The organism is Mesorhizobium sp. CA15 (assembly GCF_020165215.1).
GTDB lineage: Bacteria > Pseudomonadota > Alphaproteobacteria > Rhizobiales > Rhizobiaceae > Mesorhizobium.
Genome location: NZ_JAIUHQ010000009.1, coordinates 146328 through 160544, shown reverse-complemented (window position 1 = coordinate 160544; position 14217 = coordinate 146328). Strand labels below are relative to the sequence as shown.

The following is a 14217-nucleotide window of genomic DNA, read 5'->3' as shown; positions in this document are numbered from 1 at the left end:
CTTTTCCCGTTTGTTAACCTGCTTTGCTGTAGCTTTTCGGGCGAAATTCCTCGCATCGTCGCGCGGAATGCCAACCGGGTGTAGGCAGTCATGAGGTCAGCGGCGGTAGAATATGCGCCGTCACGAGCTGAGCGGCGCAACTTCCAGCGTGTCCGCGTCAAAATCTACGGACGTTTCATGCTGGAAGACCGCACCGAGCATCCTTGCCAGGTGATCGATATGTCGCCCGGCAACGTTGCGTTGCGCACGGACCGGATCGGCATGCCGGGCGAGAAGGTTATCGCCTATATCGACCATATCGGTCGTGTCGAAGGCATCGTGACGCGTACGTCGCAGGACGGGTTCGCCATGACCGTCATCGCCTCGGAGCGCAAGAAGGACAAGCTTGCCGCGCAGCTCACCTGGCTTGCCAACAAGCATGAGCTCGACCTGCCCGAGGACCGCCGCCACGAGCGCGTGGCGCCGCGCAATCCGATGAGCGTCCTGCAGCTCACCGATGGGCGCCAGTATCAGTGCCGCATCATCGACCTGTCGCTCTCCGGTGCCGCCATCGAGATCGACGTCAAGCCGGCAATCGGCGTCCAGGTCACGTTAGGCACGATGCGCGGCCAGATCGTGCGCCATTTCGAGGACGGCGTCGCCATAGAATTCGCCGTCATCCAGCGGCCGGAAACTCTGGATCAGGAATTCAACGCGCCGCGGTCCTGACGCAAACCCGCACCGCAAGCGCGAAGCGAGCCGGCCGGTAGCGGCCGGTTTTTTGTTGCCTGGCTTTGGCGGGTCGGACGCGGATCGCCAGCGCGATCAACACCTCACGCGAGCCGGCGAAATCTGAATAATCCGAAATCGCGGTAGTTCAAATTTTACGTTTATTCTACTGGCGTTTTACTCAATGTCTACTTCCGGTTTTTGCGTCAAATAAATCCCAACGTGGCACAGTCTCCTCAAACGGGGAGACTACAACAATGAAAATGACGAGGGGCAAGCTGTTGCTCTTGGCAATAGCGATGCAGCTTTCCGCCTGGGGTACGGCAAGCGCAGGACCGGCTTTCATGCATACGGGTGGCCGCACCACCCAGCCGGTCGGTCACTACGACTTCTGCCAGCGCATTCCGGTCGAATGCAATCAACGGACGCCGAAGGGTCCGCCGGTCGAGCTGACGCGCAAGCTGTGGGCGACGATGGTCAACGTCAATAATTCGGTCAACACCCGCGTCAAGCCGCGCACCGACATGGAGATCTACGGTGTCGAGGAATACTGGGCCTATCCCGACAAAGGTTATGGCGACTGCGAGGATTACGCGCTGGAGAAGCGCCGTGAGCTGATGGCCGTGGGCGTGCCGGCCGGCAATCTGCTGATGACGGTGGTGCGCCAGCCGAATGGCGATGGCCATGCGGTGCTGACGGTGCGCACCAGCCTCGGCGAATTCATCCTAGACAATCTCGAGCCGAAAGTGCTCGCCTGGAATGACACGGTGTACACCTACCTCAAGCGTCAATCGACGGAGAATTCGGGCGTTTGGGTGACGATCAACGACGGCCGCGAAGACGCGGTTGCCAGCGTCCGCTAAGGCGCCAAAGCGATCGGGTACGTCGCCGTGACGCGGCGGCGCGCCCAGGAAGAAAGCCCGGTCGAGTCCCCACCCTCCCCGTCCCCAACGACCGGGTTTTAGGAGCCGGCCCCTGTCCCCGGGGCCGGCTCCGCCATTTCGGTCGCCGCCCGCCGGCTGCAACCAATCGGCGCTGCGCTGCTGAAGCGCCATGGTCGGCACGCCCTTCCCCGCCGAGGCGGATGGGAGCAGTATGGCTCGTTCGTTGCGGATGAAGCCAATGCTAGGAGTCCCCGAGGATCGCGGCACCCGCCACCTGTTGTTCAAGGCCATAGACGACGCGTTCAAGGCCGGAGACTTCGCGGCCCTGGGTGTTGCGCTCGGCGGCTCGCCGCGCTGGTTCGACGAGCGGATGCCGTTCGAGCTCGGACTTGGCCACCCGCTGGAATACGCGATCTACTGGAGCCCGGCCGCGTTCATCACCGCGCTTCTCGATGCCGGCACAAACCCGAATTATGAAGACCCGGCCGGGTTTCCATCGATCATTGCCGCGCTGTCGACGGAACGGCCGGACCGGTTGGACGTCATCCATATCCTGCTCGCGCATGGCGCCGACCCGGATATGCGCGGCGTGAACGACTGGACTCCCCTGCACTATGCAGTGTCCCGGCGCGACGCCGAGGCGATCCGTCTGCTGCTCCTGTCAGGCGCGGACGCTTCGCTGAGGACCCGCATCGACGACTATCAGACGGCCCTGGAAGGCGCCGAGCAGGCCGGCTTCGAAGCGGGCGCCCTTCTGTTGCGTGAAGCGATGAACAGCCGCCGCGGATGAAGACAGGCGGAGTTGCCGCCTGCCGCCGTCACACTGTCTTGAGCTTGGTCTTGAAGCGTTTGGCATTGGCCACGTAGTGGGCCGCCGAGACGCGCAGCCGCTCGATCGCCGCTTCGTCCAGCGTCCTTATCACCTTGGCGGGCGAGCCGACGATCAGCGAATTGTCCGGAAAAACCTTGTTTTCGGTCACCAGGGCGCCGGCGCCGACCAGCGAGTTGTTGCCGATCCTGGCGCCGTTCAGCACGATGGCGCCCATGCCGATCAGGCTGTTGTCGCCGATCGTGCAGCCATGCAGCAGAGCCCGGTGGCCGATCGTGCAGCCTTTGCCGATGGTCAGCGGAAAGCCGGGATCGGTGTGCATGATCGTGTGTTCCTGCACATTGGTGTCGGCACCGATGATGATCGGTTCACCATCGCCGCGGACGACGACGCCGAACCAGAAGCCGGCATTGCGGCCGATCCGGATATTGCCGATCAGCGTGGCGTCGGGCGCGATCCAGTTCGTATCGGCGTCCTCGAACTCGGGCGCTTTCCCATCGATCGCATAGACCGGCATTGTTCGTCTCCGAATCGTCTCAACCAGCGAATTCGAAAGACCCTAAGTTGGCTGTCGCCCAGGATGCAATGGCGATGAGGACGACGCCTAGCGCCAGCGCCCAGGCAATGGCCGTGCAGCCGCAGGACAACAGCGCCATCGTGCCGATGCGGCCCTCGCGCCGGGCGGCCAAGGCCTCGTTGGTGAGCATGAACGGCCCGGCACAGGCCGTTGCCGCAAGCGAACGCAGGATATGGACCGGCGAAACATAAGGCTCGGCAAAGGCTAGGCGCCGGCCGGCCAGCAATTCCATGGCCGATCCGGCCAGTCCGCAAGCCGTGAGACCAACCGCGAAAGCGTAAAGAACAAGCACAACGGGATCCATGTTTACCAACCGTTTACCATGAAAACGCACAGTCGTGCCACCGCGCTGCAAGAGCCATGCCGCGCAAGCTGTGCCGCCGAAGGACAGGCGGGCGGATCGGGGAAGAGCAAATGAGAGAGGCAAATGTTGCCGAGAGCGCTGACTTCGAGGTCGTCAACTCGACCTTGATGAAGCGGGTCTTTTATATCTTCGCGGCGCTCGCGCTGCTTTCGATTGCCATCAGCGTCGGCGGCAAATGGCTTGGACGGTCGATCGCCATGGCCGGCTATACGGATGACACGACGGTGCGCCAGATCGTCATGGGCAACAATCTCATCAGCGTGCCGGCAAACTTCATCCGCTTCGACCAGGCCAGGCGCGACGGCATCGCCTCGCGGCTCGACCTCTATCTGCGCTATCCCGAAATGGACGGCTACAGCACGGCCGCGCGCGACGACTTCAACCATGCGACGACCAGGAAGATCATCTTCTTGTCGTTCGAGCCGCGAATGATGTCGCGCGACATGAGCGGCCGTTTCGCGCCCATCTACAGCGCTCTGATCGAAAAGCCGGGGACGCCCGGCCCGGGCGGCACGACGGTTTACGCCTTCACGGAAAAATCAGGCTATCTGAATGAAGTGCTGGCTGTTGCCGAACGCCCCGGCAAGGATCCGTTCGTCGCCCGCTGCCTGAGCGGCCCGAGTGCCGAGGAATCGCTGGCGCCCTGCGAGCGCGACACCCAGGTCGGCGACGATCTCAGCCTCACCTATCGCTTTCCGCGCGAGCTGCTCGCGAACTGGCCGGCGCTCGACGCGGCGATTGCAGCCAAAGTGGCGAGCATCTTGAAGACGGGCCACTGACGCTGGCGGCTAGCCGAATATCCAACGACATCATTTCGGTGCATGGCCAGCGCTTCAAACCGGCAATCTGGCTCAACGGTTCGATTTCACGGGCGCCAAAAACGGTTCTGGCATCGGGCTGACAAGGCGCGCTAATGGTCGGGCATGACCGATTTAATGCCTTCCTATCTCAAGTTTGATCTCGCCAGCCGCCGCCTGAATCTCGATCCGCACGAACCAGCCTTCGTGCAGAACCCTTATGAGGCCTACGCCTTCCTGCACGGCACTGCCAACGCGTTTTTCTGGGAAGACTACGGGTTCTGGTGCTTTGGCGGCTTCGATGACGTCAACCGTCTGCTGCGCGACCGCCGTTTCGGCCGCCAGAATCCGGCGGGGATTCCCGACAGCCGCGGCGTCGGCGACGACCGCTCGCACCTCGTCGCCTTCGACGCGGTCGAGGCCAATTCCATGCTGGAGCTCGAGCCGCCGGTGCATACGCGGCTCAGAACGCTGGTCAATCGCGCCTTCGTCTCACGTCAGGTCGAGCGGCTGCGGCCACGCATCGAGGTGCTGGCCAACGAGCTGGTCGACCGCTTCGAGCCAAGCGGCATCGACCTTCTGCCCGCCTACGCCTCGCCTTTGCCGATCACCATCATTGCGGAAATGCTCGGCGTACCGGTGGAGATGGGGCCGCAACTGCTCGACTGGTCGCATCGGATGGTCGCCATGTACATGCATGGCCGCACGCGCGAGACCGAGGAGACGGCGAACCGCGCCGCGCGCGATTTTTCCGACTTCCTGCGGGGCTATATTGCGGAGCGGCGCAAGAAACCCGGCGACGACCTGCTGTCGCTGCTCATCGAAGCCCAGGACAACGGTCAGAAGCTTTCGGAGGACGAGCTGGTTTCCTCAGCGATCCTGCTTCTCAATGCCGGCCATGAGGCGACCGTGCACCAGACCGGCAATGCGGTGCGCTCGATCCTGGCGCAAGGCGGCGATCCGCGCCGCTTCTTTGCGACACCGGAGGCGAATGTCGCGACGGTCGAGGAATGCCTGCGCTACGACCCGCCGCTGCATATGTTTCTGCGCTATGCCTATGAGGAGATGGAGGTTTCGCCGGGCATCCTGGTCAAGCCCGGGGAGATGGTGGCGCTGCTGCTCGGCATGGCGAACCACGATCCGCTTGCCTTTGCCGAGCCCGACACCTTCAATCCGGCCCGCACGGACCAGAAGAATGTTTCCTTCGGCGCCGGCATCCATTTCTGCATCGGCGCGCCGCTGGCCAGGCTGGAGTTGCAAGTATCGCTGAAGACGCTGTTCGATCGGCTTCCGGAGTTGCGCCTGGCGGAGACACCGCGCTTCCGCGACACTTACCATTTTCACGGGCTGGGACGGGTTGCCGTTACCTTTTGACCGGCGAACGATGCGACTCGAACAGCGGAAATTGTCATTCGGAATTCAGAAATGAGATTCGCCTTCCTGCAAGAGCCGCCCTTCTGCTTCACCGATGCCGCGGGCAAGCTCGGCGGTTGCGACGCGGTGCTCGCCGAGAAAGTTTGCCAGATGGTTGACCTGGAGAACTTCTCGCCGATCGAGGCGGAATTCGCCGAACTGCTCCCCGGTTTGGTGGACGGCCGCTGGGACATGACGACCGGCCTGTTCATCTCCGAGGAGCGCAGCAAGCTCGTGGACTTCACGCGGCCGATCTGGTCACTGCCGGACGGGTTGATGGTCGCCAAGGGCAATCCGCTGGAGCTGAACGGCTATCGCTCCGTCGCCCAACATCCTTCCGCCTTGCTCGCAGTTATATCGGGCCAGATCCAGCACCAGACCGCCGTGCAAAACGGCGTTCCGCCCCAGCGGATCAGCATATTCGCTACGCAGGCCGAAGCAGCCGAAGCCGTTGCGGCAGGCCATGTCGACGCGTATGCCAGCGTCGCCATGGCGCATCGCGGCTATGTCAACAGACGGACCGGCGCATGGCTTGCCGTCATCGACGTCCCGGCCTTTGAAAAGCAGCCTGCGGCAGGCGCTTTCGCCCTCGCCAAGGGCAACGACGCGCTGCGCCGGCGCGTCGATCAATGTCTCGGCGATCTGCTCGGAAGTGCATGGCACCGGGAGATCATGAGCAAATACGGCTTTTCCGACGACGATGTCGATCGGCTGCTTTGATTGCTGGAAGCATTCAAAGCCGGATCACGTATTCTTTGCGCGTCTTCTCGAGCACTTCCCATGTGCCCTTGAACCCGGGCCTCAGCACGAAACTGTCGCCGGCCCGCACGGTGCGCGCCTCGCCGCTATCCTCGGCGATCACCGAGACACCGGACAGGATGTGGCAGAACTCCCATTCGTCATAGGCGATGCGCCATTTGCCCGGCGTCCCTTCCCAGACGCCGGCATAGAGGCCGCCGTCGCCCTCCTCGACATTCCAGGTGCGGAATTTGGGATCACCCGAAATCACCCGGTCCGGCGGCGGCGCGCCGGCCTCCGGTTCGACCGCATCGATGTTGAGCGCAAGAAAGGCCGACATATCAGACCTTGCCGAGCGCCTGCTCGAGATCGGCAACGATGTCGTTGACGTCCTCGATGCCGACCGAAAGGCGGACGGTGTCAGGTCCGGCGCCGGCCTTGACCTTCTGCTCGTCGGAAAGCTGGCGGTGCGTGGTCGAGGCCGGATGAATGACCAGCGATTTGGTGTCGCCGACATTGGCGAGGTGCGAGAACAGTTCGAGCGCCTCGACGAATTTGATGCCGGCCTCGTAGCCACCCTTGAGGCCGAAGGTGAAAACCGCGCCTGCGCCCTGCGGCGAATATTTCTTCTGCAGCGCGTTGTTCTTGTCGCCTGGAAGGCCGGGATAGTTCACCCAGGCTACCTTCGGATGGCTCGACAGCCAGCCGGCAACGCTCGCGGCATTGTCGCAATGACGCTGCATGCGCAGCGGCAGCGTTTCCAGGCCGGTCAGGATCAGGAAGGCGTTGAAGGGCGAGATCGCCGGGCCGATGTCGCGCAGACCAAGCACGCGGGCGGCAATCGCGAAGGCGAAGTTGCCGAAAGTCTCGTGCAGGACGAGGCCGCCATATTCAGGGCGCGGCTCCGACAGCATTGGGTATTTGCCGGACTTCGACCAGTCGAAGGTGCCGCCATCGACGATGACGCCGCCGATCGAATTGCCGTGGCCGCCGATGAACTTGGTCAGCGAGTGCACGACGATGTCGGCGCCGTGCTCGATCGGCCGGACCAGATACGGCGAGGCCAGCGTGTTGTCGACGATCAGCGGCAGGCCGTGCTTGCGGGCAATATCGCCGATCTTCTCGATGTCGACGAAGACACCGCCGGGATTGGCAAGGCTCTCGATGAAGATCGCCTTGGTCCTGTCATCGATCTGGCTCTCGAACGTCGCCGGATCGTTTGCCTCTGCCCAGCGAACTTCCCAGCCGAAGTTCTTGAAGGCATGGCCGAACTGGTTGATCGAGCCGCCATAAAGCTTGTTGGCGGCGACGAAGTTGTCGCCCGGCTGCATCAGATTGTGGAAGACGATGACCTGCGCGGCGTGGCCCGAGGCGACGGCAAGTGCTGCGGTGCCGCCTTCGAGCGCCGCGACGCGTTCCTCGAGAACCGCTTGGGTCGGATTCATGATGCGCGTGTAGATGTTGCCGAAGGCCTTCAGCCCGAACAGCGAGGCGGCATGGTCGGCATCGTCGAAGACAAAGGAGGTGGTCTGGTAGATCGGCGTGGCGCGGGCGCCGGTCGCCGGATCGGGCTTTGCGCCTGCATGAACGGCTAAAGTGCTGAAACCAGGCGTACGGGTCATCGAAATCCCTCTCCTAACGTTCGAAAATCGCCGGGCATTCTTGGCGAAGCGCGGCCGGGAATGCAAAGAAGAAAATACCGTTCGGGGCGCGATCTGCGACGAACGCCCGGGAAAATCTATTTCGTCCCGGAATAATTTTGCGCGAACTACCGCATGCTTATTTCTGTCTTACGCCGAAGCTCTGAAATCCCTGGCGCATCACAGGTTTTTTCGACGACAGCACGCCGGAGTTGACGCCGGTCCAGCCGATCTCGCCGGATAGCTTGCCGTATTCGATCTTCGGGCAGCGGTTCATCACCACCTTGATGCCGACGGCTTCGGCGCGGGCAGCCGCCTCATCGTTGCGCACGCCAAGCTGCATCCAGACGACCTTGGGCAGCGGATCGAGCTTCAGCACCTGGTCGACGACGCCAGGCACGGCCGCCGAGCCTCGAAAAATATCGACCATGTCGACCGGATGCGGCAGATCTTCGAGGCTCGCATAGACCGTCTGTCCGAGGATCTGCTTGCCGGCATGACCGGGATTGATCGGGAGCACCGAAAAGCCCTTGGCTAAAAGATATTTCAGCACGAAGTAGCTTGGCCGCACATCGTTGGGCGAAGCGCCGACCATTGCGATCGTCTTCACCGAATTCAGGATGCCGGCGATGTAGCTGTTGTCGTAGCTATCGTGATTCATGCTGCGATGGTCTTCCTGCGGTAATGGTAGCGATAGAGTTCGCGGTTGAAGCCGAGAGAGGCGTAGAGCGCGCGTGCGGGCGTGTTCAGCGATAGAAAAGCCGGGCATGCGGAAGAACTATTCGTCGGTCCATTCGGGCTTGCGCTTGCCGATGAAGGCACCGATGCCTTCCTCGGCGTCGCGCGCCAGCATGTTTTCCACCATCACGCGGCCGGTATGGGCATAAGCGTCGGCCAACCCCATTTCGGCCTGGGCATAGAAAGCCTCCTTGCCGGTTTGGATCACCAAAGAGGATTTGGATGCAATGGTTTGCGCGTATTTGTTGACAACCTGAATCAGATATTCGCGCGGCACGATACGGTTGATCAGCCCGAACTCCTTGGCGGTCGCCGCGTCGATCGTCTCGCCGGTGAGCAGCATTTCCATCGCCTGCTTGCGTGAGACGTTGCGCGACAGCGCCACCATCGGCGTCGAGCAGAACAGGCCGATATTGACGCCAGGCGTGCAGAAACTCGCCTCATGCGAGGCGATGGCAAGGTCGCAGCTGGCGACCAGTTGCAGGCCGGCGGCTGTCGCGAGGCCGTCGACCTCAGCGATCACCGGCTTCGGGTGGCGCACGATGGTCTGCATCAATTTCGCGCAGGCCGCGAAGGTCGTTTCGAAGAAGGCCTTGCCCCGATCCGGTTCGGCGCGGTGCGCCGTCATTTCCTTGAGGTCATGGCCGGCACAGAACACTTTTCCCGACGCCGCCAGGATGATGACGCGCACGGATCTGTCGGTCTTAACGCGATCGAATTCGGCCTGCAGCGCCGCCATCGTCGCCAGCGAGAGCGCATTGGCCGGCGGGCTGGCGAGCGTGAGGCGCAGGATGCCCTTGTCCTGGCTGACAAGAACAGGACCGTCGGCGACGGCGGGCTTGATGGCGACGACTTCGGCCATTTTTAAACCTCTCGATCAGCGCTCGCGGCTTATGGAGCAACAGAACTACCATGCTGCCGGTTGAAGAACAGCCGCGAGACGTGTTTTCTCCGTCGCACCGTTTGGTCCAGGCGCACCGCCCGGAGCTGCTCATTCATATAGGACGTCGCCATGCCCGCCCAAAGCGATCTGAAGCCAATGCTCAACGCGGCGGAAGTCAATGCACTGATGGCAAGCGTCTATCCGCAGCTCAACGACAATTTCACCTCCTATGAGGCGATCGACGTTTTTCCGGGCGGCTGCACAGTGCGGCTGAATGCCGACGAGCGGCATCTGCGCCCCGGCGGCACGGTATCCGGTCCGGCGCTGTTCACGCTGGCCGACATCGGCGGCTATGTCTGCGTGCTCAGCCACGCCGGCCCGGACGCGCTTTCGGTGACGGTCAACCTCGACATCAATTTCATGCGCAAGGCCGAAGCCGGTCCGATCGACGGCCATTGCCGTATCCTGAAGCTTGGCAAGAGCCTGATGGTGTTCGATATCGATATTGTCGCGGGCCCGGACGGACACACTGTCGCGCACGCCACCGGCACCTATTCGATCCCGAGGAAGCGAATAAGCGACAAGCCGGCCTGACGTCTTGCCGGAACTCCCAGTCGATAGGTTCGTTCTGCGGCATGCCCGATGTTACGACCTACCTTGCCTTCGTCGGCGCCGTGCTCGCCTATCAGCTTTCTGGTGTCGGTCCGGACATGATGCTGGTGATCAGCCGCGGCGTCGGGCAAGGCTGGCGCCATGCCCTGGCGACTGCAGCGGGCTGCGTATCGGCCGGCGTCGTCCAGATTCCATTACTGGCAATGGGGCTTGCCTCGCTGATCACATCCTCCCCATCTCTTTACAGCTTCCTTCGGATCGTCGGCGCCATCTATCTGATCGCCATCGGGATCAAATTCCTGTTGGCCCGTCGGTCGGGCAAAGGTGGTGGTGCGTCTACCTTTGCCGAGACGAGCAGTATCCCAGCCGCTTTCCGGCAAGGCGTGATCTGCAATCTCACCAATCCGACGACGCTCGCTTTCATGCTGGCGGTGCTGCCGCAATTCGTTCATCCCTGGGTCGGTTCGCCTGCACTGCAGTTCATCATTCTCGGTACGACCATGAAGATGATGGGACTGGTTGTCCTCAGCGCCGTCGCGTTGACCTCCGGCGCGGTTGGCGGCTGGCTGGGGCGCCGAGGCACGTTCGTCGTTTGGCAAGAAAGGCTGGCAGGAGCCTTGATGATCGCGATCGGCGTCAAGCTTCTCCTTGCTGCCGTGACCGGGCGGCGGTGAACGAAAGAGAGCTATTTTGACAAATAGGTGTGAGGTAAAATAATACCTTCTACCTTAGCTATTGAATTTAAATGGCTTTTCGCGACCATAATCCGTAACCGACGCTTGACGCGCCAAACACCCTCGCCTATAAGCCGACCCGAAGCAGCGGCCCGCAAAGGCCGCCGTTTTGTTATTGGCGGAGCGGCTCCGGTCATCCCGTCAATCCAAGCAACAAGAAACGCCTTCTCTGTCCCTCCCGGACGGGAAAGGTCAACCTGAGAGCAAAACATGGCTACCTTTTCGCAGAAGCCTGCGGATGTGGTGAAGAAGTGGGTGCTGATCGACGCCGAAGGTCTCGTCGTCGGTCGTCTGGCCACTGTCATCGCCAACCATCTGCGCGGCAAGCACAAGCCCACCTTCACCCCGCATGTCGATGACGGCGACAATGTCATCGTCATCAATGCCGACAAGGTGGTGTTCACCGGCAAGAAATATACCGACAAGGTCTATTACTGGCACACCGGCCACCCCGGCGGCATCAAGGAGCGCACCGCGCGCCAGCTGCTCGAGGGCCGTTTCCCCGAGCGTGTCGTCGAGAAGGCCGTCGAGCGCATGATCCCGCGCGGCCCGCTTGGCCGCCGCCAGATGAAGAATCTCCGCGTCTATGCCGGCGCCGAGCATCCGCACACCGCCCAGCAGCCCGTCACGCTCGACGTGGCCAAGCTGAACTCCAAGAACAAGAGGGCCTCGTAATGGCTGAGCTTTCCTCGCTCGCAGAACTCGGCACAGTCGCCGCGCAGCCGGCCGCGCCCGTGCATGTCCAGAAGCTCGACAAGTCGGGCCGTGCCTATGCCACCGGCAAGCGCAAGAACGCCATCGCGCGCGTCTGGGTGAAGCCGGGCTCCGGCAAGATCACCGTCAACGACAAGGAATTCGCGAGCTATTTCGCGCGTCCGGTGCTGCAGATGATCCTCAACCAGCCGATCGTCGCGGCCAACCGCGCCGGCCAGTACGACATCGTCGCCACCGTCATCGGCGGCGGCCTCTCCGGCCAGGCGGGTGCGGTGCGCCACGGCATCTCCAAGGCGCTGACCTACTACGAGCCGGGCCTGCGCTCGGTGCTGAAGAAGGGCGGCTTCCTGACCCGCGACAGCCGCGTGGTCGAGCGCAAGAAGTACGGCAAGGCGAAGGCCCGCCGCTCTTTCCAGTTTTCCAAGCGCTAAGGAGCGCTTGGGGGCAAGTTCTCGAAGCGCTAAGCGCCGCGAAGTCCAAGCATTTCGAAAAGGCCGCCTCCGGGCGGCCTTTTTGTTTTTCTTACCAGTGCCCGGCCGGCGTCCTGATGTAGTCGATGAAGGCGCGCAGCGGGGCCGGCACTAGCCGCCGCCCGGGATAGTAGAGAAACGGCCCGGAGAATTCCTGCCACCACGGTTCCAGCACAGGTTCCAGCGCGCCGCTCTCGAAATGCGGGCGTACCCAGTCCTCGAAGAGCCAGAGAATGCCGACCCCGGCGATCGCCGCATCGATAGCGAGATCGACGCCGCCGCCAATGCTGACAAGCAATGGTCCCGTGGTATCGACCCGCACCACTTCACCATTCCGTTCGAACTCCCAGGGCGTCATGACCCCGCTCGGGAAGCGGCCGCGCACGCACGCGTGCCCAAGCAGGTCACGCGGGTGTTGCGGCCGGCCGTGCCGATCGAGATAGGCTGGCGCGGCCGAGGTGGTGAAACGCTGCGTGCGCGGCCCGATCGGCACGGCGATCATGTCCTGCTCCAGCCGTTCGTCATAGCGGATGCCCGCATCGCAGCCGGCCACCAGCAGGTCGACAAAGTTCTCCTCCGCGATCACCTCCAGCCGGATGGCCGGATATGCAGCGAGAAATCCCGGAACGATTTTTGGCAGCACCAGCCGCGACGCACTTATCGGCACGTTGAGGCGCAAGGTGCCGGCAGGTCGGTCACGAAAACCGTTCACGACGTCGAGCGCGGCCTGCACCTCACCCAGCGCGGGGCCAAGACGCGCCAGCAGGCTGGCGCCTGCCTCGGTCAGTGCAACACTGCGCGTGGTGCGATTGAAGAGCCGCACACCAAGTTGGGTTTCCAGACGGCGGACGGCTTCGCTGAGCACTGAGGCGCTGCCTGCAGTCACGCGGGCCGCTTCGCGAAAGCCGCCGGCGCGAGCGACGGCCATGAATGCCTGGAGATCGTTGAGATCAGCCGCCATTGTTCTTATTTCCGCACAGGTCGTACTGGTTATACCCGGTTTTCAGGACAGCAGCCATCCTTTATCTCCCTCGCCGACAGCGAAGGAGAGCAACAATGTCCAGTGTAGACAAATCCGGTACTTATAAACTCGGCGACCGCTCAGTGCATCGGCTCGGCTATGGCGCCATGCAGCTTGCGGGCAAAGGCGTGTTCGGCCCGCCGAAAGACCATAACGCGGCCATCGCCGTGCTGCGCGAAGCGGTGTCGCAAGGTGTGAACCATATCGACACCAGCGACTACTACGGGCCTTATGTCACCAACAAGCTGATCCGCGAGGCGTTGGCGCCCTACCCCGACAACCTCACCATCGTCACCAAGATCGGCGCCCGTCGTGGGGAAGACGCCTCCTGGCTGCCGGCTTTTACAGCTGATGAGCTCGAACAGGCCGTGCACGATAATCTTCGCAACCTTGGCCTCGAGGTGATGGACGTCGTCAATCTGCGCATCATGTTCGGTGTGCACGGTCCAGCGGAGGGCTCCATCGAAGCGCAGGTCACCAAGCTTGCCGAGCTTCAGCGCAAGGGCCTCGTGCGCCATATCGGCTTGAGCAACGTCACCCGCGCGCAGATCGCGGAAGGCCGAAAGATCTGCGACATCGTCTGCGTGCAGAACCAGTACAATCTCGCGCACAGGGACGACGACGCGCTGATCGATGAGCTCGCGCGCGACGGTATCGCCTATGTGCCGTTCTTCCCGCTCGGCGGCTTCAGCCCGCTGCAGTCGTCGACGCTCTCGGACGTCGCCGAACGGCTCGGTGCGACGCCGATGCAGGTTGCGCTGGCATGGCTGCTGCAGCGTTCGCCCAACATCCTGCTTATCCCGGGCACGTCGTCGGTCGAGCATCTGCGCGAGAATCTGATGGCGGCGGAGCTCGAGCTGTCGGGGGATGTGCTGCGGGAGCTGGAGGGCGTGGCGAAGGCGGCGTGATGGACGATTAGCTGATCTCCCCCCTTGTGGGGGAGATGGCCGGCAGGCCAGAGGGGGCGTGAAGGGACGCTGCGCTGCAGGATCAAGGTTCCTCGCCCCACGAATGTGGGGAGAGGTGGCTCGGCGAAGCCGAGACGGAGAGGCAGCACCCTACGAAGACCCCTCTCCGTCCGCTTCGCGGACACCT

The 14217-nt window shown here is 62.6% G+C and carries 18 protein-coding genes; 11 read left to right on the top strand and 7 right to left on the bottom strand.

The window, feature by feature from the left end; translation table 11 throughout:
• The first annotated feature begins 90 nt into the window (after positions 1–90).
• From LB515_RS16950 to LB515_RS16940, 3 genes are all read left to right on the top strand, one after another.
• On the top strand, positions 91–708 hold the full coding sequence (locus tag LB515_RS16950) for a PilZ domain-containing protein (protein ID WP_095767620.1): 618 nt from the start codon (positions 91–93) through the stop codon (positions 706–708).
• A 257-nt stretch (positions 709–965) separates the two neighbouring features.
• On the top strand, positions 966–1571 hold the full coding sequence (locus tag LB515_RS16945; RefSeq protein ID WP_224708403.1) for a transglutaminase-like cysteine peptidase: 606 nt from the start codon (positions 966–968) through the stop codon (positions 1569–1571).
• 190 nt (positions 1572–1761) lie between these two features.
• A complete protein-coding gene (locus tag LB515_RS16940; protein WP_411969149.1) occupies positions 1762–2382 on the top strand; it encodes an ankyrin repeat domain-containing protein in 621 nt (206 codons plus the stop codon).
• A 28-nt stretch (positions 2383–2410) separates the two neighbouring features.
• On the opposite strand, the gene LB515_RS16935 is transcribed toward LB515_RS16940, so the two are convergent.
• Together LB515_RS16935 and LB515_RS16930 are read right to left on the bottom strand one after the other, a co-directional pair.
• Positions 2411–2938: a gamma carbonic anhydrase family protein gene (locus LB515_RS16935; protein ID WP_224708402.1), complete on the bottom strand. Its 528-nt coding sequence runs from the start codon at positions 2936–2938 to the stop codon at positions 2411–2413.
• Positions 2939–2957: 19 nt separating this feature from the next.
• A complete protein-coding gene (locus tag LB515_RS16930; RefSeq protein ID WP_224548198.1) occupies positions 2958–3302 on the bottom strand; it encodes a DUF6949 family protein in 345 nt (114 codons plus the stop codon).
• Positions 3303–3412: 110 nt separating this feature from the next.
• Here LB515_RS16930 and LB515_RS16925 point away from each other — a divergent pair, with 110 nt between their 5' ends.
• The 3 genes from LB515_RS16925 to LB515_RS16915 all read left to right on the top strand — a co-directional run bounded on the left by LB515_RS16925 (position 3413) and on the right by LB515_RS16915 (position 6292).
• Positions 3413–4141 carry a hypothetical protein gene (locus LB515_RS16925; RefSeq protein WP_224708401.1) on the top strand — a complete coding sequence of 243 codons (729 nt, stop codon included), beginning with the start codon at positions 3413–3415 and terminating at the stop codon, positions 4139–4141.
• A gap of 144 nt (positions 4142–4285) precedes the next feature.
• Positions 4286–5533, top strand: coding sequence for a cytochrome P450 (locus LB515_RS16920; RefSeq protein ID WP_224708400.1), 1248 nt, complete (start codon positions 4286–4288; stop codon positions 5531–5533).
• A 51-nt stretch (positions 5534–5584) separates the two neighbouring features.
• Positions 5585–6292: a transporter substrate-binding domain-containing protein gene (locus LB515_RS16915; RefSeq protein ID WP_224708399.1), complete on the top strand. Its 708-nt coding sequence runs from the start codon at positions 5585–5587 to the stop codon at positions 6290–6292.
• A 13-nt stretch (positions 6293–6305) separates the two neighbouring features.
• On the opposite strand, the gene LB515_RS16910 is transcribed toward LB515_RS16915, so the two are convergent.
• The 4 genes from LB515_RS16910 to LB515_RS16895 form a co-directional block, all read right to left on the bottom strand.
• Entirely contained in the window at positions 6306–6650 is a 345-nt protein-coding gene (locus LB515_RS16910; RefSeq protein WP_224708398.1) for a cupin domain-containing protein, read from the bottom strand.
• 1 nt (position 6651) lies between these two features.
• A complete protein-coding gene (locus LB515_RS16905; protein WP_224530566.1) occupies positions 6652–7932 on the bottom strand; it encodes an O-acetylhomoserine aminocarboxypropyltransferase in 1281 nt (426 codons plus the stop codon).
• Positions 7933–8089: 157 nt separating this feature from the next.
• On the bottom strand, positions 8090–8611 hold the full coding sequence (locus LB515_RS16900; RefSeq protein ID WP_224639642.1) for a CoA-binding protein: 522 nt from the start codon (positions 8609–8611) through the stop codon (positions 8090–8092).
• Between the two features lie 117 nt (positions 8612–8728).
• A complete protein-coding gene (locus tag LB515_RS16895) occupies positions 8729–9550 on the bottom strand; it encodes an enoyl-CoA hydratase (protein ID WP_224708397.1) in 822 nt (273 codons plus the stop codon).
• 150 nt (positions 9551–9700) lie between these two features.
• On the opposite strand from LB515_RS16895, the gene LB515_RS16890 reads away from it, so the two are divergent.
• The 4 genes from LB515_RS16890 (at position 9701) to rpsI (ending at position 12062) form a co-directional block, all read left to right on the top strand.
• Complete coding sequence (locus LB515_RS16890; RefSeq protein ID WP_095767634.1) at positions 9701–10165, top strand: PaaI family thioesterase; 465 nt, start codon at positions 9701–9703, stop codon at positions 10163–10165.
• Positions 10166–10206: 41 nt separating this feature from the next.
• On the top strand, positions 10207–10857 hold the full coding sequence (locus LB515_RS16885) for a LysE family translocator (RefSeq protein WP_224708396.1): 651 nt from the start codon (positions 10207–10209) through the stop codon (positions 10855–10857).
• Between the two features lie 270 nt (positions 10858–11127).
• Complete coding sequence (rplM, locus tag LB515_RS16880; protein WP_040983169.1) at positions 11128–11592, top strand: 50S ribosomal protein L13; 465 nt, start codon at positions 11128–11130, stop codon at positions 11590–11592.
• Entirely contained in the window at positions 11592–12062 is a 471-nt protein-coding gene (rpsI, locus tag LB515_RS16875; protein ID WP_040983171.1) for a 30S ribosomal protein S9, read from the top strand. Before rplM ends, rpsI begins: the two co-directional genes overlap by 1 nt.
• Positions 12063–12153: 91 nt before the next feature.
• Here rpsI and LB515_RS16870 read toward each other — a convergent pair whose 3' ends face one another.
• Positions 12154–13062 carry a LysR family transcriptional regulator gene (locus LB515_RS16870; protein WP_224708395.1) on the bottom strand — a complete coding sequence of 303 codons (909 nt, stop codon included), beginning with the start codon at positions 13060–13062 and terminating at the stop codon, positions 12154–12156.
• Between the two features lie 95 nt (positions 13063–13157).
• Between LB515_RS16870 and LB515_RS16865 the strand changes: the two genes are divergently transcribed.
• Positions 13158–14030 carry an aldo/keto reductase family oxidoreductase gene (locus tag LB515_RS16865; protein ID WP_224708394.1) on the top strand — a complete coding sequence of 291 codons (873 nt, stop codon included), beginning with the start codon at positions 13158–13160 and terminating at the stop codon, positions 14028–14030.
• Positions 14031–14217: the final 187 nt, after the last annotated feature.

What these genes read in the sequence shown, in the direction of transcription:
- LB515_RS16950 (WP_095767620.1), top strand. Translation starts at nt 91, where the DNA reads ATGAGGTCAGCGGCGGTAGAATATGCGCCGTCACGAGCTGAGCGGCGC.
- LB515_RS16945 (WP_224708403.1), top strand. Translation starts at nt 966, where the DNA reads ATGAAAATGACGAGGGGCAAGCTGTTGCTCTTGGCAATAGCGATGCAG.
- LB515_RS16940 (WP_411969149.1), top strand. Translation starts at nt 1,762, where the DNA reads ATGGTCGGCACGCCCTTCCCCGCCGAGGCGGATGGGAGCAGTATGGCT.
- LB515_RS16935 (WP_224708402.1), bottom strand. Translation starts at nt 2,938, where the DNA reads ATGCCGGTCTATGCGATCGATGGGAAAGCGCCCGAGTTCGAGGACGCC.
- LB515_RS16930 (WP_224548198.1), bottom strand. Translation starts at nt 3,302, where the DNA reads ATGGATCCCGTTGTGCTTGTTCTTTACGCTTTCGCGGTTGGTCTCACG.
- LB515_RS16925 (WP_224708401.1), top strand. Translation starts at nt 3,413, where the DNA reads ATGAGAGAGGCAAATGTTGCCGAGAGCGCTGACTTCGAGGTCGTCAAC.
- LB515_RS16920 (WP_224708400.1), top strand. Translation starts at nt 4,286, where the DNA reads ATGACCGATTTAATGCCTTCCTATCTCAAGTTTGATCTCGCCAGCCGC.
- LB515_RS16915 (WP_224708399.1), top strand. Translation starts at nt 5,585, where the DNA reads ATGAGATTCGCCTTCCTGCAAGAGCCGCCCTTCTGCTTCACCGATGCC.
- LB515_RS16910 (WP_224708398.1), bottom strand. Translation starts at nt 6,650, where the DNA reads ATGTCGGCCTTTCTTGCGCTCAACATCGATGCGGTCGAACCGGAGGCC.
- LB515_RS16905 (WP_224530566.1), bottom strand. Translation starts at nt 7,932, where the DNA reads ATGACCCGTACGCCTGGTTTCAGCACTTTAGCCGTTCATGCAGGCGCA.
- LB515_RS16900 (WP_224639642.1), bottom strand. Translation starts at nt 8,611, where the DNA reads ATGAATCACGATAGCTACGACAACAGCTACATCGCCGGCATCCTGAAT.
- LB515_RS16895 (WP_224708397.1), bottom strand. Translation starts at nt 9,550, where the DNA reads ATGGCCGAAGTCGTCGCCATCAAGCCCGCCGTCGCCGACGGTCCTGTT.
- LB515_RS16890 (WP_095767634.1), top strand. Translation starts at nt 9,701, where the DNA reads ATGCCCGCCCAAAGCGATCTGAAGCCAATGCTCAACGCGGCGGAAGTC.
- LB515_RS16885 (WP_224708396.1), top strand. Translation starts at nt 10,207, where the DNA reads ATGCCCGATGTTACGACCTACCTTGCCTTCGTCGGCGCCGTGCTCGCC.
- rplM (WP_040983169.1), top strand. Translation starts at nt 11,128, where the DNA reads ATGGCTACCTTTTCGCAGAAGCCTGCGGATGTGGTGAAGAAGTGGGTG.
- rpsI (WP_040983171.1), top strand. Translation starts at nt 11,592, where the DNA reads ATGGCTGAGCTTTCCTCGCTCGCAGAACTCGGCACAGTCGCCGCGCAG.
- LB515_RS16870 (WP_224708395.1), bottom strand. Translation starts at nt 13,062, where the DNA reads ATGGCGGCTGATCTCAACGATCTCCAGGCATTCATGGCCGTCGCTCGC.
- LB515_RS16865 (WP_224708394.1), top strand. Translation starts at nt 13,158, where the DNA reads ATGTCCAGTGTAGACAAATCCGGTACTTATAAACTCGGCGACCGCTCA.